Origin of the sequence: Amycolatopsis sp. NPDC049691 (assembly GCF_040675005.1) — a bacterium.
In the GTDB taxonomy this organism is placed as follows: Bacteria; Actinomycetota; Actinomycetes; order Mycobacteriales; family Pseudonocardiaceae; genus Amycolatopsis.
In genome coordinates, this window is the sequence record NZ_JBFANX010000030.1 from 16744 (window position 1) to 35423 (window position 18680).

Here is an 18680-nt window from a genome sequence, read left to right on the forward strand (position 1 = left end):
GTCAGACCGTGCTGGTCTGCGCGGCCCCGGCGAGCATCTCGCCCAGCCGGTGGCGCAGCGTCGCCGCGTCGGCCGGGGCGATCGTGATCCAGTCACGGCCGTCGCGGCCGCGGGTCGCCTGGGTGAAGTAGCGGCCCGTCTCCGTGTCGAACCAGCTCAGCACCGGCGTCCGGGTGCGGCCGCCCACGCGGGAACGCGCGTTGGCCGCGATCTGGCCGCCGCGCAGCCGCGGCTGGGCGTGCAGCTTCGCCAGCGCCTTGCGGTCCTCGTCCGCCGACGCGCGCTCGTCGCCGTTGCCGCGGCGGGACAGGAAGTCGACGCCGTGCGCGCCGACCAGCTGCTCCAGCGGGACCGTCACCGACTTCTCCGCACCGCGCGGGGCGCCGGGGAGCAGGGAGACGATCGCGCTCGCCAGGCCGTCGGCCGGGCACGGCTGCAGGTGCAGGCCCCGCGTGTCCTGGACCGCCAGCAGGCCCTGGCCGCCCAGCACGCCGGCGATCGCCAGCAGGGGCTCGGCGTCCGGGGCGATCAGCTGGACCGCGTCCAGGCTCAGCTCGGGCTGCGCCAGCACGCCGAAGTAGTCCTCGACGTGCGGTTCCGGCCGACCGCGGCCGTCGGCCAGCCCGCGTGCGGCCAGCCCTTCCAGCGTGCGGCGGCGCAGCAGCTCCCGCTCGTCCACGGTCTCGCCGTGCGAACGGACGCGCAGCGGGTACGGCAGCTCGCCCAGCCCGGCGGACTCCCACAGGAAGTCCACCTCGACCGGGGTGAGCAGCTCAGCGTTCGGCATCGAGCCACCCCCAGGAGAAACCGGGCCGGGCCCGCCTCGGCGGACCCGGCCCGAAAGGATCAGCGGTCTTCGTCGTCCTCGGACCACGCGCCGATCACCGGCGGCGGGGTCGCCTGGTCGGCGCCGAAGGCCGCGTCCGGGTCGGCCTCGATGAGGAACGACGCGTGCGTGTGCTCCTCATCCTGCTCGCCCTGGGCGCCGTGCGGGGCCATGCCGCCCATGCCCGGGTTCATCGGCGGCGGGGTCTGCCCGCCGATGGTGCCCGCCGACGAGACGAGACCCTGCTGCGGCGCCTGCGCCGAAGCGGCGCTCTGGCCCTGGCCTTCGGCCGAGGCCAGCGACGTGTCGTTCGTGGCCTTCGCACCCGACTTGCTGCCCTTGCCCAGCGCGCGGGAAGCCAGCGCACCCAGGCCGCCGGCGGCACCGCCGATGCCGAGGCCCATGCCGATCTTGCTCAGCGGGTTGCCGCTGCCCTGCTGGCCGGCACCCGTGGCGACGTGGCCCGCTCCGGTGTTCGTGCCGGTACCGGTGGCCGTGCCGCCCGCGCTGCCGTCGCTGCCGAGCGCCGCCGCGTCGTGGCCGAAAGCGCCGCCGTGGACGCCGTTCGGGCCGACCGCCGCGTGCTGCGCGTCGAACGCGCCGCCGTGGCCGCCGCCGAAGCCCGCGCCGCTCGAGGCGAACACCGCGCCGCCCGCGCCGGAGAGGCCCTGGACCGGGCCGGCGCTGCCGACGCTGCTGATGCCGTTGAACGACACGGAGTTGTGCGAACCGGTCGGCTTCATGCCGAGCGACTCCGGGCCGAAGCTCGGGGTCGAGCTGTCGACCTCGCTCATCGCCTTGGTGTAGGCGTTGAAGAACGCGACCTGCTGCGCCTTGACGTCGTTGGCCGCGTCCGCCTGCGCCTTCTGGTCGGCGATCAGGGCCGCCGGGCCGCCCGCCAGCGCGGCCGCCATGGCCTGCTTCGGGTCGTAGTCCTTGGGGGCCGGCATCTTCTTGACCTCGGCGGCCGCCGCGGCCTGCCGGGCGAGCCGGTCGGACATCGTGTGCGCGGCGTCGGAGGCCTGCGAGCCGGAGTTCGCAATGGCCACCAGCGCGCCCTGCGCACCCGCGGCGCCCCGGCCGACCCACGCGTTGCCCAGCTCGGAGATCGCGTTGTACAGGTGGTCGGAGGCCTGCTTCAGCTCGGTGCCGTGGTGCGCCCAGGCGTGCCCGGTCGCCTCGGCCGTGCCGGGGTCGTTGTTGTTGACCGCGCCGTTGTACAGCTGCTGGCTGGCCTGCGCGTTCCAGTTCGGCGGGTTGGCGATCGCGCGGTCGCTGCCCATGTCGAAGCCGCCGGCGCTGCCGCGGGCGTTCTCGACGATGTTCTGCGACGCGGAGTTGTCGCCGAGCGGCACGAGCGAGCCCGGGTCGGTCGTCGTCGCCGGCTGGTCGCTGTGGTTCGGAGCCATGACTTCGAAATCCCCCTCTGGGCTCAGGCGTTGCGGAACGGGTCGGCCGCGGCCTGGTCGATCTCGTGGTACCGGGACATCGCCGTGACGATGCCCTCCTCGGCGGCGGTGTACTGGTCGAGCAGGTTCTGCAGCGCGGCGGCGTAGGAGTCGTTCCCGCCGTCGGCGCGCTGGACGAACTTGGCCGCCATTGCGTTGCCCACCGGGTTGTCCCCGAGCTTCGGCGGCTGCGCGAGCGTGCCCGCGCCGGCGAGCAGGGCCTCGACCGCGTCCTTGCCGGTGCGGATCTTGTTCAGCACGGTCTGCGCGGCGTCGGGGTCGATCCCGACCTGACCCGCCGCGGCCGCGGCCTTGAAGGCGTTCGCGTCGGCAGCGCTGCTGTTCCCCATCTGAGCTCTCTCCCGTTCCCCCGACCCGGTCACCGCGGGCACGAATGGTCTTCGCATAGGTTAACGCACGTGATCAGAGCGTATGACGCAATCTCGGACCGCCGGGTTCCGCAAATCCGGTAGTTGCGGTGAACGGTCGGTGAACTAGGACGTGTAGACCTTCGGGTCCAGCGTCCCGATGTACGGCAGGTCCCGGTAGCGCTCGGCGTAGTCCAGGCCGTAGCCGACGACGAACTCGTTGGGGATGTCGAAGCCGATGTACTTCACCGGGACGTCCACCTTGACCGCCTCCGGCTTCCGCAGCAGCGAAACGACCTCGAGCGACGCCGGGTTGCGGCTCGCGAGATTTTTCAGCAGCCACGACAGCGTCAGGCCCGAGTCGACGATGTCCTCGACGATCAGCACGTCCCGGCCCGCGATGTCGCGGTCGAGGTCCTTGAGGATCCGCACGACGCCGGACGACGACGTCGCCGAGCCGTACGAGGAGACGGCCATGAATTCCAGCTGCGTCGGCAGCGGCAGCGCGCGGGCGAAGTCGGTCATGAACATGACCGCGCCCTTCAGGACGCCCACCAGCAGGAGTTCGCCCTGCCCGTTGGGCGGGTAGTCGGCGGCGATCTGCGCCGACAGCTCCGCGATCTTGTCCTTGATCTGCTGCTCGGTGACGAGCACGGAGGCGATTTCGCCCTCGTACACAGGTCATTCCCCTCGTGTGGTGGGTTGGGAGGTGAGGCAGAGCCTGCCATGCGCCCGCCGCGCCTCCAAGTTGCCCGGCAACCACACGCCACCCTGACCGCGCCACCGGGCGACGAGGTCGTCGACCGCGCGCAGGTGCCCGTCGGTGAGTTCGCGCACGCCGGATGCCAGCAGCCACCTGCGGAGAACCCGCCGCCGCACCGCCGCGGGCTCCGCCGAAAGCACGCCTGCTTCCAGCCCTTCGGGGCCGCCCGCGCGGGTGAAGATCCTGTCCGCCATTGTGTCCAACGCCTCGCTGTCGTCCCGCAGCTGCGCGGCCGTGCGGGCCAGCGCGCCGGCGACGCCGCCGTTGAGGACGTCTTCCAGCAACGGCAGGACCTCGGTGCGCAACCGGACGCGGGTGAAGCGCGGTTCGGCGTTGTGCGGGTCCTCCCACGGCTCGACGCCGAGCTCGGCGCAGGCGGCCCGGGTGGTGGCGCGCGGGACGGCGAGCAGCGGACGGCCCCACGGCGGGTCGTGCGGCCGCATCCCCGAGACGCTGCGCGGGCCGGAGCCGCGGCCCAGCCCGAGCAGGACGGTCTCGGCCTGGTCGTCGAGGGTGTGGCCGAGCAGGACGAGGTCGTGGCCGGCCAGCGCGCGGTAGCGGGCCTTGCGCGCGGCGGCTTCCGGGCCGCCGGGGCCGGTGACGTCGGCGCGGCGCACCTCGGCTTCGTCGGCGCCCAGCGACTTCGCCGCGGCGGCCGCGTCGAGCGCGATCTTCGCCGAGCCCTCCTGCAGGCCGTGGTCGACGACCAGCGCGCGGACGCGGTGGCCGCGGTGGTGCCCGACGTACGCCGCCGCATCGCACAGCGCGAGGGAGTCGGCGCCGCCGGAAACCGCGACGCACAGCTCAGGCGGTGCCTCGACCGCGTCCAGGAAGGCTCGGACGGCCCGGCGGACCGCGGCGACCGCCGTCCCGGTCATCCGTGCAGGCGCCGGACCCACGCGGCCGGGTCGGCGATCTCGGCGCGCGAGGGCAGGGTGTTCGGCGAGCGCCAGACGGCGTTGAAGCCTTCCATGCCGACGGCGTCCACGACGTGCTTCGTGAACTTCGCGCCTTCTTCGTACTGGCGGATCTTCGCGTCGACGCCGAGCAGCGCGCGCAGCAGCCGGTCGAAGACGCCGCCGCCCTTGCGCCGGGCGGTGAACCGCGCGCGGATCGTGTCGACGCTCGGGACGACCTGCGGGCCGACGGCGTCCATCACGAAGTCGGCGTGGCCTTCCAGCAGCGTCGACAGGGCCAGCAGCCGGTCGAAGACCGCGCGTTCCTTCGGTCCTTGGAGCAGCTCGGCGAGGTTCAGCTTCGGCCCCTGCTTGATCGCCTCGGGCAGCCGCCCGACGAGGTCGGCGAGGCTGTCGGAACCGCCGCCCGCGAGCCCGGCGACGAGCCGCTCGACCTCGTCGGCGAAGTAGTCGCGCAGCCACCGGACGGCGGTGAACTGGAGGCGGTGGGTGCACTCGTGCAGGCAGACCCAGAGCCGGAAGTCGCGGCCGGGGACGTCCATCGCCCGCTCGGCGGCGACGACGTTCGGCGCGACCAGCAGCAGCTGGCCTTCCTTGTCCGGGCCGCCGAAGGGGTCGTACTGGCCGAGCACGCGGCTGGCCAGGAAGGCGAGCACCAGCCCGGTCTGCACGCCGGCGCCGCCGGCCAGGATCGGCCCGAACGGCCCGCCCTGCCGCGGCAGGGCGCGCCCGGTCAGCGCGTTCAGCCCGCCCGCGGCGGAGCGCACCCAGCCGGGGCGGTCGACGACCTCGCCGGGCAGCAGCGGCAGGTCGAGGCCCAGGGTCGTCAGCTCCCGGACGTGCCCTTCGGCCACGACGGTGAGCTCGCGCAGATCGGCGACGGCCGCCTCGGCCTCTTCCCGCGGGACCTGCGGGCCGCCGCGCACGAGCAGCGCGCCCGTCTGCGCGGCGAGGGCCCAGTCGACCATGGGCCGGGTCTCGGTTTCCTGACTCACCCTTCCGACGCTACCTGGCCCAGGTCGGTTTCCGGCCACGATCTTCGTACGGTTCTACGAGCACCCGCACTTGCGGAGGCTGGTGGCGAGGGCGTCGATCGCGTCCCGGCCCGGCTGCTGGTCGGAGCCGTTGGACATGAACGCGAACACCAGCACCCGCCCGTCCTGGTCCAGCACCAGCCCGGCGAGGGTGTTGACGCCGGTCAGCGTGCCCGTCTTGGCCCGCACCCAGCCCCGGCCGGCCTGCGACGCGGGCGTCTCGAACCGCTTGTCCGCGAGCGTGCCCGAGCCGCCCGCCACCGGGAGACCGGCCAGCATCGCGCGCAGCTTGGCCGTGTTCGGGTTCTTGCCGTCCGGCGCCGCCGCGGCCGCCATCAGCTGGGTCAGCAGCTTCGCCGGGATCTTGTTCTCGGTCGAGATGCCGCTGCCGTCGGACAGCTTGACGCCGGCGGTGTCGAACCCGTGGTCCTTCAGCACCTTGATGGTCGCCGCGGCACCGCCCGCGAAGGTCGCCTCCTGGCCGGTCGCCAGCGCGACCTGCCGGGCGAGGGCCTCGGCGAGGACGTCGTCGGACAGCTCCATCGTGTCCGAGACCAGCTCGGTCAGCGGCGCCGACTTGACCTCGGCGAGGACCTTCGCGTCCTTCGGCGCGGTCGCCTGGCCGCCCGCCGACGCGCTGAGCTTCGACGCGATCGTCCCCGCCAGCGCGCTGCCCGCGTTGGCCACGCGCTGGGAGTTGTTGTTCTTCGGGTCCATGCGTCCCGCGTCGGCCATCACCGAGCCGATCTGGGTGGCGAACGTCGACGGCGCGTCACCGGCGGCCCAGCCCGGCGCGGTCGTCGCGCCCTTGAACAGGCTGAGGTCGACCTGCACCTTCTTGACGTTCGGGTTGGCCTTCTTCACCTGCGCGACGAGGTCGTCGACGTGCGCGGCGCCCGGGTACAGCGGCGACTCGGTGCCCAGCGGCAGCGAGGTCAGGGTGACGTCACCGCCGCCGACCAGGATCACCGTGCCCGGGTCGGCGCCCTGGACGATCTTCGTCGACAGCCGCGTGTTCGGATCCATGGACAGCAGCGCGGCCGCCGTCGTGAGCACCTTCGTCGTCGACGCGGGGGTCACCGCCGTCGACGCGCTGTGGTCCCAGAGCGTCGTGCCGGTCACCGGGTCGACGACGCTGCCGTTGAGCTGCCCCAGCGCGCTGTTGCCCGCCGCGGCGGCCAGCGCGGACTTGACGCCGTTCGCGGTCGGCGCCGGTCCCGAGGTGTCGGGCCCCTGCAGCTGGCGCGTGGCCGCGACCGGCTCCGGGCTGTCGCCCTTCGGCGCGTTCGGCGCCCACGGCAGGCCGAGCCGGTTCGACACCTTCGGCATCGCGGCCGCGACCCCGCCGCCGGCCAGCAGCAGCACGACGACCGCGACGATGGCGATGATCTTGCCCTTGCGGCGCTTCTTCTTCGGCGGTTCCCCGGCGGCCGCGGGCTCGGCCGGCGGTGGCGGCGGCTCCGCGGGCGGCTCGTTCCGGGGCTGGGGCTGCTGCTGGAAGGCGCCGGGGAACTGGGTGGGCCGCTCGATCCCGACGGTCGCCTCGGCGTCGAACCGCTGCCCGTCCGGCTCGATCCGCATCGGCCGGGCCAGCGACCCGGCGGACGCCGACGGGACGACCCCGCGCGGCGGCTCCGGCGGCAGGCCGGGACGTCGTTCGGCCGGCTCGGCGGTGCGCTCCGGCGGGTCGGTGCGCGGGCGGTTCTCCGGCACGTCGATGCGCTGCGCCCAGGGCGCGTCGGCGCGCTGCTGCTGGGGCTGCTGGGTCTCTTGGCGGCGCTGGGCGTCCACGCGCTTCAGCTGCTCTTCGCGGCGCTGCTGCTCCTCGCGCCAGAGCTGGAGCTCTTCGCGCCACGGCTGCGCGTCCGGCTTCTCGGACCGCGGCTCCTCGTGGCGTTCCTGCTGCTCGCCGGGCCAGACGTTGCGCTCCACCGGCACGATCGGCGTCTTCTGCGGCGCCGGCTCCGCCTGGATGTATTGGGTGCTCTCGCCCTGCTTGACGTCGATGTACTGGGTGCTCTCCGCGACCGGCGCCGCCTCGGCCTCGGCCGGCTTGGGCTCCGGTGTCGGCTCCGGTTCGGACTCCGGCTTCGGCTTCGGTTCGCGGGAGCCGAGCCGATCGGCGAGGTCCTGCTTCGCCGGGGGCGGCGGGGGCGGCGGCTCCTCCGCGGGGGCGTTCAGGCCGGGGATCGGTTCGGGCGCGACGTTCGGCGCGAACCACGATCCCTTCGGCGCTTCACTGCCTGTGACGTTGGGCACGCCAGGGCGCTCCGGAGCGCTCGCCGGCGGGTCGGGCAGCGCCATCGGCGTGGTCTCCCGCGCACCGGACGACGAGCCGTCTTCGTCCGACGACGGCCACATCGGCTGGTCGTTTTCCGGCACCCACCACTCCTTCTCACCTGCCCCGGAAGGGGCCAAGCTCACATGCCTCAGGGCCGACATCGATGCGACCCGGAAGCAGGGCGTAGTCCACACTAGGAGACGTCAAGACAGTCATGAAGGTTGCCGCCCGCGACGCGTGGCATGCCGGGACCTAAAGAAGCAGTGAGGACAGGCGTGGAGTTCGACGTCACGATCGAAATCCCCAAAGGGGAGCGCAACAAGTACGAGGTCGACCACAAGACCGGCCGCATCAAACTGGACCGGACCCTGTTCACGGCCACGCAGTACCCGGCCGACTACGGCTTCATCGACGACACCCTCGGCCAGGACGGCGACCCGCTGGACGTGCTGGTCCTCGTGCAGGAGCCGACGTTCCCGGGCTGCCTGATCCGCTGCCGCGCGATCGGCATGTTCCGGATGACCGACGAGAAGGGCCCGGACGACAAGGTCCTCGCCGTCCCGACGAACGACCCGCGCCTGGAGCACCTGCGCGACATCCACCACCTGAACGAGTTCCACAAGCTGGAGATCCAGCACTTCTTCGAGGTCTACAAGGACCTCGAGCCCGGCAAGAGCGTCGAAGGCTCGTCCTGGGTCGGCCGCGCCGAGGCCGAGAACGAGATCGCCCGCTCGTACGAGCGCGAGACCGACCGCCTGGCCAAGGAAGAGGCCAACGGGACCGGTCACTGAGCCCGCGAAAAGGCCCCCTCGGGAGATCCCGAGGGGGCCCTTTCATTCCCCGGTCAGTGCGCCATGGCCAGTGCGGGTGCCTCCTCGGCCTCCGCGCGCTGTTCCATCGCCGACTTGTCCGACAGCGGCTTCTCCTTGAGGAACCACACCAGCGCGAAGCCGACGGTCAGCACGATCCCGCCGACCAGGAACACCGTGCTCATCGACTCGGCGAAGCCCTGCAGGATCGGCCGGGCCAGCGTCGGGTCGAGCGTGGACAGGAACGACGTGTCGTTGACGTCCAGGCCGCTCTGCATCTGCTTCGCGAACTCCGGGTGCTGCGCCAGCGCCGTCACGTAGGCCGGCTGGGTCATCGCCGAGCGGATGGCGTTCGCGATGCGGTCGCCGACCGTGCCGAACAGGATCGAGAGGAACACCGCGGTGCCCGCCGTGCCGCCGATCTGCCGGAAGAACGTCGCCGCCGAGGTGGCGACGCCGATGTCCTGCGGGCGGACGTCGTTGGTCGCGGCCAGCACCAGCGTCTGCATCGAGGCGCCGAGGCCGAGGCCGATCACGAAGGCGATGATCATGACCAGCGCGAGCGAGCTGTCGACGGTGATCGTGGACAGCGCGAACAGCGCCGCCGCCATCAGGCCGATCCCGGCCACCGCGAACATCTTGTAGCGCCCGGTCTTCGAGATGAGCCGGCCGCTGGTCATGCTCGCGGACATGATGCCCAGCGTCAGCGGCAGCATCTGCAGGCCGGCCTGGGTGGGCGTCGCACCCTTGACGATCTGCAGGTACAGCGGCAGCGACATCATCGCGCCGAACATCCCGGCGCCCTGGACGACGGTGACGAGCGTCGACATCCGGAACACCGGCCGCTTGAACAGCCGCAGCGGCAGCAGGGCGGCGTCGCCCATCCGGCGTTCGATCCAGACGAAGGCGGTGACGCCGAGCGCGCCGACGACGTACATGGCGATCGAGGCGGCGGAGCCCCAGCCCCACTCACGGCCCTGCTCGGCGACGATCAGCAGCGGCACCAGGCCGGTGGCCAGCGCGACGGCGCCCCAGTAGTCGACCTTCTGGTCCACGCGGGTGTGCGGGAGGTTCAGCACCTTGGTGACGACGACCAGCGCGGCGAGCGCGATCGGGACGTTGACGAGGAAGACCCAGCGCCAGCCGGTGATGCCGGCGAAGGTGTCGATGCCGGCGAAGAACCCGCCGACGACCGGGCCCGCGACGCTCGAGATGCCGAACACCGCCATGAAGTAGCCCTGGTACTTGCTGCGCTCGCGCGGCGCGGTGATGTCGGTGATGATCGCCAGCGCCAGCGACATCAGGCCACCGGCGCCGAGGCCCTGGAAGGCGCGGAACGCGGCGAGCTCGTACATCGACGTCGCCATACCGCTGGCCAGCGAACCGACCAGGAAGAGCGAGATCGCCGTGAGGTACATGGGCTTGCGGCCGTAGAGGTCGGAGAGCTTGCCGTACAGCGGCGTCGAGAGCGTCGCGGTGATCAGGTACGCGGTGGTGGCCCAGGCCTGCAGGGACAAGCCGTGGAGTTCGTCGGCGATGGTGCGCATCGAGGACGAAACGATCGTCTGGTCGAGCGCGGCGAGGAACATGCCGAGCATCAGCCCGGACAGGACGGTCAGGATCTGGCGGTGGGACAGTTTGCCGTTCGTAGCGGCTGCTCCTTCCGCCGTGGTGGTGTCGCTCATGGTGGGTCTCCCTCAGCCTTCGTCGTAGTTGCTTGTACCCGTCAACTACTTGTCTCGACCAAGTATTCCCAGAGAGCTTGCATCGTGCAATCAAATTTCCTGTGAGCCGCGTCTCCGCGCCCCCGGACGCACTGAAGGCCACCTCCGACCTGCGGAGATGGCCTTCAGCGGACGAGCGTCAGGCGGAGTAGCCCGGGATGGGGAACGGCGCCAGGAACTCGCGGATCTCCGCGGCGATCGTGTCCAGCGCGGCCTCGTCGGACGCGGCCGCCGCGGTGATCGTGCGGTCGATCCACGCCGCCACCTGGACCTGGTGCTCCGGCCGCAGCCCGCGCGTCGTGATCGCGGACGTGCCCAGCCGGATGCCGGACGGGTCGAACGGCTTGCGCGGGTCGAACGGCACCGTGTTGTAGTTCAGCTCGATGCCCGCGCGGTCCAGCGCCTGCGCCGCCGGCTTGCCCGCGACGCCCTTGTTCGTCAGGTCGATCAGCAGCAAGTGGTTGTCCGTTCCGCCGGACACGAGGTCGTAGCCGCAGGCGAGCAGCGCGTCGGCCAGCGCGCGGGCGTTCGCCACGATCCGGTGCGCGTACTCGCTGAACGACGGCTGCTGCGCCTCCCCGAGCGCGACGGCGATCGCCGCGGTCGTGTGGTTGTGCGGGCCGCCCTGCAGCCCCGGGAACACCGCCTTGTCGACGGCCTTCGCGTGCTCGGCGTCGGACAGGATCATCGCGCCGCGCGGGCCGCGCAGGGTCTTGTGCGTGGTCGTCGTGATGACCTGCGCGTGCCCGACCGGCGACGGGTGCGCGCCGCCCGCGACCAGCCCGGCGATGTGCGCGATGTCGGCGACGAGCACCGCGTCCACCTCGCGCGCGATCTCGGCGAACGCCGGGAAGTCGATCGTGCGCGGGATCGCCGTGCCACCGGCGAAGATCAGCTTCGGCCGGTGCTGGCGGGCGAGGTCGCGGACCTGGTCGAGGTCGACGCGGCCGGTCTCCTTGGCGACGCCGTAGCGCACCGGGGTGAACCACTTGCCGGTCGCGGAGACGCTCCAGCCGTGGGTGAGGTGGCCGCCGTCCGGCAGCGCCATGCCGAGCACGGTGTCGCCGGGCTGGGCGAACGCCAGGTACACGGCCAGGTTCGCCGGTGACCCGGAGTACGGCTGGACGTTCGCGTGCTCGGCGCCGAACACGGCCTTCGCCCGCTCGATGGCCAGCTGCTCGACCTGGTCGATGAACTGCTGGCCCTCGTAGTAGCGCTTGCCCGCGTACCCCTCGGAGTACTTGTTCGTGAGCACGGTGCCGGTCGCCTCGAGCACGGCCTGCGAGACGTAGTTTTCCGAGGCGATCAGGCGGATCTTGTCGTGCTGGCGCTTCGCCTCGTCCTCGACGAGCCCGGCGATGGCGGGATCGGCGGCGGCGAGTGCGTTCAGTTTCGGCTGGTGTGTCATGGCGTACTCCGGCTCTGGAGTGGCCTTCACCCAGGCGCGCGGTGCCGGCCTCGTAGTCGCTTCCCGGTGGTGCTCCACCTCGATGGCGCCAGTCGCTGCTGCGCGTAAGAGCCTAGTCCACCCCGCTCGAGGCTCGACGGTGTTCGGCGCACCACTTGCGGGTGCACCCGGACGTGCGGTCGCAGAACGGCCTGCCGCAGGTCGCGCAGCGCTTGACGCGGCGCCAGCCGCCGACGGTCACCAGTTCCGCCAGGCCCGCCGCGCCCGCGGCCAGCTCGCTTTCGCTCGCACGCGGCGTCACGTAGACGATCCGCCACGCCGCGCCGGTGTCGACGAGCCGCGGCCGCGCCCCGGCCTCCGCCAGCACGGCGTTGAGGCGGCGCGCGGCCGCGTGTTCGTCGGGCAGTCGCGCGACTATCCCGCACAGCGCCGGGTTTTCCTGGCGCAGCAACCGTTCCGCCACCCCGAGCTCGGGGTCCAGCGCGTGGAACGGCGGCACGACCGCGTGCTTGCGCACGTCAGTCGACGACCACGACGCCCATGGACCGGGCGGTGCCGGCGATCGTGCGCATCGCCGCGTCGACGTCGGAGGTGTTGAGGTCCGGCAGCTTGCGCTCGGCGATCTCGCGCAGCTGCTCCTTGGTCAGCTTGCCCGCGACCTCGTGGCCCGGCCGCGCGGAACCCTTGTCCCCCAACGCCTTCTTGATCAGGAACGACGTCGGCGGCGTCTTCAGCCGCAGGTCGAACGAGCGGTCCTCGAACACCGAGACGACCACGGGCACGATGTCGCCGCGCTGGGCCGCCGTCGCCGCGTCGTAGGCCTTCTTGATCTCGACGAGGTTGACCCCGGTCTGCCCCAGCATCTTGCCGAGGTCGACGACCGGGGCGTTGCCCGCGGTGAGTTCCAGGGTGACCTGGTGGGTGAGTTTCTTCGTCTTCGGAGCCATGCCCCGAAGCTAGAGTCTCCAGTTACTGGAGAGTCAAACTCAATCGATCGGCTTCGTCCCGGCGCGGTGCCGACGCGCCAGCTCCTGGTAGATCGCCGCGTTGTGCTCGACCCACATCCGCGCGGAGTCGGTCAGGGGCACGAACTTCTTCGCGGGGCTGCCCATCGCGATGACCTCCTCCGGCACCTCCGTCGACGGCGTGACCGTCGCCCCGGCAGCGACCAGCGCCCGCGCGCCGATCTTCGCCTTGTCGAGCACCGTCGAGCCGTTGCCGATCAGCGCCTGCTCCCCGATCGTGCAGTCGTGCACCAGGCACTGGTGGCCCACGGTGACGTTCTTGCCGACCTCGCAGACGCCGTCGTTGACGTGGATCACCGAGTTGTCCTGGATGTTGGCGCCCTCCCGGATGACGATCCGGCCGAAGTCGGCCCGGATCACCGCGCCGAACCAGATCGAGGCGTCCTTCTCGACGACGACGTCGCCGATGAGCGTGGCGGTGGGGGCGATCCAGGCGTCCGGGTGGACCTGCGGGCTGAGCCCTTCGAACGAGAACAGAGGCATGCCCGCACCCTAAACCGCCCCCAGCGGCTCAGCCCGTGATCGCCGCGTTGATGATGATGTCGACGGCCTGGTCGTTGCGGGTCGTCTGCGGCACGATCTGCGTGTCGCGCGGGTAAAAGCCCGGGCTGCCGCCCTTCGGGTACATCTCGAAGGTGAAGCTCCAGATCTTGTGCGTCGCCCACATCCAGTCGTTGACGCTGCCGTCGGTGATGTAGAGGTCGCTGGACTGCTGCGGGGTGTAGCCGTTGGTCGCGGCCATCTGCTTGCCGAGCGTCTGGAACTTCTGCGCCTCGGCCGCGGTCAGGCCCGGCGCGGTGTCGGCGTAGGTGTAGCCGAACGGCCAGAGCACCAGCTCGGAGTAGGTGTGGAAGTCGATGTGCGTCTTGATCTGCTGGACGCCGCCGACCACCCGCGAGTTCACCCAGTTCGAGACGGCCCGGGTCTCGGGCGCGGAGAACGCCGCCGTGCCGCGGTAGGTCTCACTGGACGTCGACCCAGAGGAACCGCCGCAGCAGCCCCACTTGTAGCCCCAGTTGCGGTTGGTGTCGGTGCCGGGGCCCTGGCGGTTCTTGCGCCAGCTGTGGAACGTGCCGCCGGAGATGTCGTACTCGGAGCCGTCCGGGTTGACGCTGGGGATCACCCAGATCTCGGTGCTGTCGACGAGCCGCTTGATCGCACTGTTCGTCGCATATCCGCTGGTCAGGCGGTCGACGATGTGGAGGCACATCTCGGTGGTGAGGTGCTCGCGCGCGTGCTGGTTGCAGGTGAAGAGCACCTCGGGCTCGTTCTCGTCGGTCGCGGCGTTGTCCGAGATCTTGATCAGCGACAGCGCGCGGCCCTCGTACGACGTCCCGGCGCTGCCGAGCTTCGTCAGCGAGGGGTAGTTCGCGACGGCTTTCTGCAGCTCGGTCTGCGTTTCGGCGTAGGTGTGGTAACCGGTGTAGCCGGCCGGGAAGTCCTCGACGGTCGCCGCGGTCCGCGGCCGGTTGACCGCGCCGAGCGCCTTGACGCCGAAGCCGAGCGCGCGCAGCTGGGCGGCTTCGGCGGGGTTGGCGATGACGGTCGTCGTGCCGTCCGTGCTGTCGAGGATGTCGGCGCCGGTCCGCGCGACCTCGGTGCGCTGCTGGGCCGTGCCGGTGCCGGTCACCTCGTACACCTGCGGTCCGGTGGGCTGGGCGGCACCGGCCGGTCCGCCGGTGGTGAGCATCAAGAGGGCGGCCGCGGCCGCCGCCAGGCACGTTCGTGGGCGCATAGCGTCTCCTGCTCTCGGGGGTCTCTCGACCCTGGCCGGAGCCGGACGTAGTGCGCAATCCGTACGTCTACGGATCTAAAGGGCGTTGCTAGCCGTAGTTGGCGAAGCAGAGCGCCTCGATGTCGCCCCGCAGTGCGGCGAACGGCCGCGGGCGCACCCGCTGCTGGACGACCGTGCCGAGCAGGTACGACAGGAGCGCGCGAGCCCGTGCGCGCGGGTCGTCGACGTCCAGGGGGGCGAGCAGCTCGGCCAGCAGCTCGGTGAGCGACGTGAGCATGGCGTCGATGGCCTGCGGGTGCTGGGCGCGGCCGGCGGCGATCCAGTACTCGAACCAGAGGAACGCCGCGTTGGGGTTGGCGGCGAACACGCTCAGGTACTCCTCGAGGACGGCGAAGAGGCGCGTACGCGGGTCGTCGTGCTTCGCGGCGACTTCGCGCAACCCCGCGGCGAAGGCGGTGATGTGCGCGGCCATGGCGCGGTCGATGAGGACGTCGATGTCGGCGAAGTAGTAGTGGATCGCGCTCTTGGTGAGCGGGCCGGCGTCGGCGATGGCGCGGACGGTGCACCCGGCGAGCCCGTCGCGGGCGAGGACGGTCCGCGCGGCCTCGACGATCTGTTCCTGCTTGGCCAGCTGGTTCGGGGAGAGCCGGTCGCTGCGACCGGGGACTGCGCTCACGGTGATTCTCGTTACCTTCTGACTGGACGGCAGCCCCGAATCCTAGGGCAGACGTCCCGCGGGCGGCCCGCGGGTGAAAAACCGGATTGGCCACCCCGCTCCGCGCAGCGGACAATGCCCGGCATGGTGATCTCAGGGGACAAGGGGCTCAGCTCGGCAGCGCGCAGCCAGCTGGAGAAGGAAATCGCGAACCTGCGCGCGCAGCGGGAAGCCCTCGCGCCGCAACCCGGCGAGCAGGAGCGCACCGGTGACGCGGCGGACCAGGCGGACGTGATCGACCGCGCGGAGGCGGCGGCCCGGCTGGACCGCCAGATAGCGGACCTGGCCGCGAAGATGGAGCACGGCGGCTACGGCAACGCGCAGCTCCCCGACGGCACGGTGGTGACGCTCCGCTTCTCGGACGGAGACGAAGAGACGTTCCAGGTGGTGACGGTCCCCGGCGAAGACGCGGACGCGATCACCTCGGACAGCCCCCTGGGCCTGGCCCTGGTGGGAGCCAAGGCGGGCGACGAGATCACCTACCGAACCCCCCGAGGCGACGCGAAGGCCACGGTGGTCAAGCTGACGCCCCCGAAGTAACCCCCTGCTCATCCGAAGGCCCCCGGCTCACACCGGGGGCCTTCGCCCGTCCAGACAAGGCGGGAAGTCCCCCCATAAGGGTGGTTCCGAAAAAGAAAATCGGCAGCCGACAACGCAACTCGACCACGCGGGGGGCCGGGGGCGGAGCCCTCCGGGCGGGGTGCGGGGCGGAGCCCCCCAAGACACGCGAGACAAGGAAAAGGCCCCCGCCCTTTGGGGGCAGGGGCCTTCCAACCTTGTCGAGCCGCCTGGGGGAATCGAACCCCCGACCTATTCATTACGAGTGAATCGCTCTGGCCGACTGAGCTAAGGCGGCATGTCTCCGGCTCGCGCTGGCGACGAGAGCAAGTGTAGCGGAGGCTGTGCGCGTCACTTTCCGGGGGGACCGTCGTTAGGGCCCTATGACGTCGGTCTCACTCCCCGGTCGACCTATCTGGAGGCTCTGGCACATGCGGCGAAGACTGCCCCGTTCGGTGGCCCTGCCGGCGGCCGCGGCGTTGCTCCTGTTCAGCGCGGCGCCGGCGAACGCCGATCCGACCTATCCGACGACGCCGATCCCGCAGCCGGCGAATCCGGGGCAGGCGCCGATCTCGGCGCCGATCGGGCCGCAGCCGCTGGGGCAGGCCGTCGGGGATGCCGGGACCGCGCTCGGGATCATCCGGTTGCTGCCCAACGCCGTGCCGACGAGCACGATCCTGCCGGGGTTCGGGGCCACCTTGCCGAAGCAGTCGGCGCTCGAGGCGGGGATGGGCCTGTCGAGCGCGTCGGCGAACTCGGACGCCTACCTGAGCTACGAGAAGGCGATCGCGCAGGCTTCGCCGTTCGGGTTGTCGATCGGCGGGAACGCGCCGCAGACGCCGGGCAGTGTCGTGCAGACCGCGTTGCCGGACAACCCGCAGCCGATCAGCGGGGGGCTCAACGCGCCGTCGAACCCGCTGCTGAACGTCGGCCTGCTGAACGGGAGCGCGCACGCGCGGTGGAGCCCCACGCTCGGGCCGTGCGTCGACACCATCGCGGACGCGAGCACGTCGGTGGCGAGCCTGTCGCTGCTGAACGTCGTCCCGTCGATGCCGAACCTGGGTCTGGACGCGCTGAAGCCGAAGCTCGACCCGAACTCGCTGGCCAGCGGGTTCGACCTGACGAAGGGCCTGCAGAGCCTGGGTGGCCTGCTGCAGGGTGGCGGGCAGACGGCGAAGGACGGCACCGGGTCGCTGCTGAGCCTGCCGAACACGCTGTCGTCGCGCTCGCAGGTGAAGCTGGTCGACGTGCCCGGCTCGAAGAACAAGGCCGTGCAGTCGACGTCGACGCTGCAGGCCGCGGACATCGAGATCCTCAAGGGGACGCCGCTGGCGCTGAGCATCAAGGTGGCCAGCCAGCCGACGCTGAAGGTGACGTCCACCGGTGACGCGAAGACGTCCAAAGTGGAGTACACCGCGCCGGTGCTGACCATCACGGCCGGCGGCAAGACGCTGTACACGCTGGACGCGGCGCACCCGACGAAGGACATCCCGATCGGGCTGCCGCTGAAGGGCCTGAGCGACCAGTTCGGGCAGCTGAACGACATCCCGGTGGTCGGCGGGCTGGTCTCGACGCTGACCAACGGCGTCCAGCAGGTCGGCAACACCACCGGCACGGTGCTGGACCTGGGTGTGCTGCGGCTGAGCATCGCCGGGCTGGACCAGAAGTCGGCGAACATGACCACGCCCTTCAAGGGCTTCCAGCTGGGCGCGTCGGCGCGGATGTTCGACCTGCAGCTGCTGCCGACGACGAAGCTCAAGAGCCTGCTGCCGGACGACCAGGCGAAGAACCTGCCGTCGTCACTGGCCCAGCTGTCGCTGGGCGAGCAGATCGCGCGGGCCTACGCGCCGACCGGCGGCGTGGTCTGCGGGTCGACGTCGACGCCGCCCGCGGGCGGTCAGGCACCGAAGGGGCCGGTGAAGAACCTCGCCTACACCGGCGGCGCGTACGACACCGTGCCGCTGTTCTGGACGGGTACCGCGATGCTGCTGCTGGGCGTGGTGATGGTGGCCGCGATGCCGGGCACGCGCCGGCGTCCGCTGGCGGTCGCGGTCGAGGAGAAGCCGTTCAAGCCGTCACCGCGTCCGCGCGACTGACCCGAGGGGTGTGAAGAAGCCCGCCAGGTTCGCCTGGCGGGCTTCTTCGCGCGGGTCACATGCCGAGGGCGGTCAGGACCTTGCGCACGGCTTCGGCGACCGGGACGCCGACCTGGCCGACCATCATCGCGACGCCGGAGACGGCGCCGAGCGCGCGACGCAGCCGCGCCGGTTCCGGCTGGGGCGCTTGGAGGGTGGCCAGCGACTCGTCGATGACCTGGCGGTCCGGGCCGGTCACCTGGGGGCGCAGCGCCTGGACGGCGTCGAGCAGTTCCCGCAGCGCCGCCTGCCGGTCGGCCGGTCCCTGGTACACGATCTTGCCGATCCCGGACCCGCTGACCTCGACCCGGTCACCGCCGTAGCTGTCGCCGTAGTGGTAGGTGCCGCTCATCGCTCGGTCCTCTCCTTCAGTGCACGATCTTGCCGATCCCGGAGCCGCTGACCGAGACGTGGTCGCCGCCGTACTTGTCGCCGTTGTGGATGTTGTTGACCGTGTACTTGAACCGCGCGGCCGGGTTGTTGATCGCCGCCATGATTTCCCGGACGATCTGGGAGACGACTTCTTCGTCGGTGGTGATCAACGCGGTGTGCGGGTTTCCCGCCGTTTCGATGACGAGCGCGAAAAGCGCCGGGCGCACCAGGAGGTAGAGCAGCCGGAGCACGGCGAGCCCGATCAGGACGCCCGTCACGACGAGCACGACGTCGCCGAGGTTCCGGTCCAGGTGCACGCCTTGGCTTTTCGCCGCGCGCAACGCGACCGTTGCCCCCATGCCGAGGACCAGCCACAGCAGCGTGAAGCCCAGGAACCGGCCGAACGCGGCGCCGCGGCGGACGGTCAGCCGCACCACCCGCGCCCGCGCGATGTTCCGCAGCGGGTACGCCTCGCCACCCACCCAGAGGATCTGCTGGCTGACTTTGACCTCTATGTCACCGTTCCGGTGGGGCATTTCCCGGTCCTTCCGTGCGGAAACCG

The 18680-nt window shown here is 71.4% G+C and carries 19 protein-coding genes and 1 tRNA gene; 3 read left to right on the forward strand and 17 right to left on the reverse strand.

All coding sequences use genetic code 11. The annotated features are described in order from the left end of the window. Position 1: 1 nt before the first annotated feature. From AB0J40_RS42525 to dacB, 7 genes are all read right to left on the reverse strand, one after another. Complete coding sequence (locus AB0J40_RS42525; RefSeq protein WP_364465448.1) at positions 2-787, reverse strand: ESX secretion-associated protein EspG; 786 nt, start codon at positions 785-787, stop codon at positions 2-4. Positions 788-846: 59 nt separating this feature from the next. Beyond that, positions 847-2235, reverse strand: a complete 1389-nt coding sequence (locus tag AB0J40_RS42530) for a hypothetical protein (RefSeq protein WP_364465450.1) — start codon at positions 2233-2235, stop codon at positions 847-849. Positions 2236-2258: 23 nt separating this feature from the next. After that, positions 2259-2624 carry a hypothetical protein gene (locus tag AB0J40_RS42535; protein ID WP_364465452.1) on the reverse strand — a complete coding sequence of 122 codons (366 nt, stop codon included), beginning with the start codon at positions 2622-2624 and terminating at the stop codon, positions 2259-2261. Positions 2625-2768: 144 nt separating this feature from the next. Beyond that, on the reverse strand, positions 2769-3320 hold the full coding sequence (hpt, locus tag AB0J40_RS42540; protein ID WP_364465454.1) for a hypoxanthine phosphoribosyltransferase: 552 nt from the start codon (positions 3318-3320) through the stop codon (positions 2769-2771). 3 nt (positions 3321-3323) lie between these two features. Next, entirely contained in the window at positions 3324-4283 is a 960-nt protein-coding gene (gene tilS, locus AB0J40_RS42545; protein ID WP_364465456.1) for a tRNA lysidine(34) synthetase TilS, read from the reverse strand. Beyond that, positions 4280-5290, reverse strand: a complete 1011-nt coding sequence (locus tag AB0J40_RS42550; protein ID WP_364465616.1) for a zinc-dependent metalloprotease — start codon at positions 5288-5290, stop codon at positions 4280-4282. The genes tilS and AB0J40_RS42550 overlap by 4 nt, the downstream gene beginning before the upstream one ends. A gap of 81 nt (positions 5291-5371) precedes the next feature. After that, the gene (dacB, locus tag AB0J40_RS42555; RefSeq protein ID WP_364465458.1) at positions 5372-7738 is read right to left on the reverse strand and encodes a D-alanyl-D-alanine carboxypeptidase/D-alanyl-D-alanine-endopeptidase; all 2367 of its coding nucleotides are present in this window, start codon (positions 7736-7738) and stop codon (positions 5372-5374) included. Between the two features lie 174 nt (positions 7739-7912). Between dacB and AB0J40_RS42560 the strand changes: the two genes are divergently transcribed. After that, the gene (locus AB0J40_RS42560) at positions 7913-8428 is read left to right on the forward strand and encodes an inorganic diphosphatase (protein WP_086853343.1); all 516 of its coding nucleotides are present in this window, start codon (positions 7913-7915) and stop codon (positions 8426-8428) included. Between the two features lie 53 nt (positions 8429-8481). Here the strand turns inward: AB0J40_RS42560 and AB0J40_RS42565 are convergent, their stop codons facing one another. The 7 genes from AB0J40_RS42565 to AB0J40_RS42595 all read right to left on the reverse strand — a co-directional run bounded on the left by AB0J40_RS42565 (position 8482) and on the right by AB0J40_RS42595 (position 15014). Further along, positions 8482-10131: an MDR family MFS transporter gene (locus tag AB0J40_RS42565; protein WP_364465461.1), complete on the reverse strand. Its 1650-nt coding sequence runs from the start codon at positions 10129-10131 to the stop codon at positions 8482-8484. A 178-nt stretch (positions 10132-10309) separates the two neighbouring features. Then, the gene (gene glyA, locus AB0J40_RS42570; RefSeq protein WP_364465463.1) at positions 10310-11578 is read right to left on the reverse strand and encodes a serine hydroxymethyltransferase; all 1269 of its coding nucleotides are present in this window, start codon (positions 11576-11578) and stop codon (positions 10310-10312) included. Between the two features lie 112 nt (positions 11579-11690). Continuing rightward, positions 11691-12095: a hypothetical protein gene (locus AB0J40_RS42575; protein WP_364465465.1), complete on the reverse strand. Its 405-nt coding sequence runs from the start codon at positions 12093-12095 to the stop codon at positions 11691-11693. Between the two features lies 1 nt (position 12096). Further along, positions 12097-12525 carry a 50S ribosomal protein L11 gene (gene rplK, locus AB0J40_RS42580; RefSeq protein WP_364465467.1) on the reverse strand — a complete coding sequence of 143 codons (429 nt, stop codon included), beginning with the start codon at positions 12523-12525 and terminating at the stop codon, positions 12097-12099. A gap of 39 nt (positions 12526-12564) precedes the next feature. Continuing rightward, positions 12565-13086 (reverse strand): gamma carbonic anhydrase family protein, encoded by a 522-nt coding sequence (locus tag AB0J40_RS42585; protein WP_331658596.1) that lies wholly within the window; start codon positions 13084-13086, stop codon positions 12565-12567. 28 nt (positions 13087-13114) lie between these two features. Further along, positions 13115-14320: a M14 family metallopeptidase gene (locus AB0J40_RS42590; protein WP_364465618.1), complete on the reverse strand. Its 1206-nt coding sequence runs from the start codon at positions 14318-14320 to the stop codon at positions 13115-13117. A gap of 106 nt (positions 14321-14426) precedes the next feature. Further along, positions 14427-15014 (reverse strand): TetR family transcriptional regulator, encoded by a 588-nt coding sequence (locus tag AB0J40_RS42595; RefSeq protein ID WP_364465469.1) that lies wholly within the window; start codon positions 15012-15014, stop codon positions 14427-14429. Positions 15015-15137: 123 nt separating this feature from the next. On the opposite strand from AB0J40_RS42595, the gene AB0J40_RS42600 reads away from it, so the two are divergent. After that, on the forward strand, positions 15138-15593 hold the full coding sequence (locus tag AB0J40_RS42600; RefSeq protein ID WP_364465471.1) for a GreA/GreB family elongation factor: 456 nt from the start codon (positions 15138-15140) through the stop codon (positions 15591-15593). A gap of 242 nt (positions 15594-15835) precedes the next feature. On the opposite strand, the gene AB0J40_RS42605 is transcribed toward AB0J40_RS42600, so the two are convergent. Next, positions 15836-15909: transfer RNA gene (locus AB0J40_RS42605), tRNA-Thr, on the reverse strand. A gap of 133 nt (positions 15910-16042) precedes the next feature. Between AB0J40_RS42605 and AB0J40_RS42610 the strand changes: the two genes are divergently transcribed. Continuing rightward, the gene (locus AB0J40_RS42610; RefSeq protein WP_364465473.1) at positions 16043-17707 is read left to right on the forward strand and encodes a hypothetical protein; all 1665 of its coding nucleotides are present in this window, start codon (positions 16043-16045) and stop codon (positions 17705-17707) included. 55 nt (positions 17708-17762) lie between these two features. Here AB0J40_RS42610 and AB0J40_RS42615 read toward each other — a convergent pair whose 3' ends face one another. Both AB0J40_RS42615 and AB0J40_RS42620 read right to left on the reverse strand, forming a co-directional pair. Then, positions 17763-18098 carry a hypothetical protein gene (locus AB0J40_RS42615; RefSeq protein ID WP_364465475.1) on the reverse strand — a complete coding sequence of 112 codons (336 nt, stop codon included), beginning with the start codon at positions 18096-18098 and terminating at the stop codon, positions 17763-17765. 16 nt (positions 18099-18114) lie between these two features. Then, positions 18115-18654 (reverse strand): DUF6232 family protein, encoded by a 540-nt coding sequence (locus AB0J40_RS42620; protein ID WP_364465477.1) that lies wholly within the window; start codon positions 18652-18654, stop codon positions 18115-18117. Positions 18655-18680: the final 26 nt, after the last annotated feature.

Excerpts from the sequence above, each read along its gene's own strand:
- AB0J40_RS42525 (WP_364465448.1), bottom strand. The coding sequence starts at position 787 with ATGCCGAACGCTGAGCTGCTCACCCCGGTCGAGGTGGACTTCCTGTGG.
- AB0J40_RS42530 (WP_364465450.1), bottom strand. The coding sequence starts at position 2,235 with ATGGCTCCGAACCACAGCGACCAGCCGGCGACGACGACCGACCCGGGC.
- AB0J40_RS42535 (WP_364465452.1), bottom strand. The coding sequence starts at position 2,624 with ATGGGGAACAGCAGCGCTGCCGACGCGAACGCCTTCAAGGCCGCGGCC.
- tilS (WP_364465456.1), bottom strand. The coding sequence starts at position 4,283 with ATGACCGGGACGGCGGTCGCCGCGGTCCGCCGGGCCGTCCGAGCCTTC.
- AB0J40_RS42550 (WP_364465616.1), bottom strand. The coding sequence starts at position 5,290 with ATGGTCGACTGGGCCCTCGCCGCGCAGACGGGCGCGCTGCTCGTGCGC.
- AB0J40_RS42565 (WP_364465461.1), bottom strand. The coding sequence starts at position 10,131 with ATGAGCGACACCACCACGGCGGAAGGAGCAGCCGCTACGAACGGCAAA.
- glyA (WP_364465463.1), bottom strand. The coding sequence starts at position 11,578 with ATGACACACCAGCCGAAACTGAACGCACTCGCCGCCGCCGATCCCGCC.
- rplK (WP_364465467.1), bottom strand. The coding sequence starts at position 12,525 with ATGGCTCCGAAGACGAAGAAACTCACCCACCAGGTCACCCTGGAACTC.
- AB0J40_RS42585 (WP_331658596.1), bottom strand. The coding sequence starts at position 13,086 with ATGCCTCTGTTCTCGTTCGAAGGGCTCAGCCCGCAGGTCCACCCGGAC.
- AB0J40_RS42600 (WP_364465471.1), top strand. The coding sequence starts at position 15,138 with ATGGTGATCTCAGGGGACAAGGGGCTCAGCTCGGCAGCGCGCAGCCAG.
- AB0J40_RS42610 (WP_364465473.1), top strand. The coding sequence starts at position 16,043 with ATGCGGCGAAGACTGCCCCGTTCGGTGGCCCTGCCGGCGGCCGCGGCG.
- AB0J40_RS42615 (WP_364465475.1), bottom strand. The coding sequence starts at position 18,098 with ATGAGCGGCACCTACCACTACGGCGACAGCTACGGCGGTGACCGGGTC.
- AB0J40_RS42620 (WP_364465477.1), bottom strand. The coding sequence starts at position 18,654 with ATGCCCCACCGGAACGGTGACATAGAGGTCAAAGTCAGCCAGCAGATC.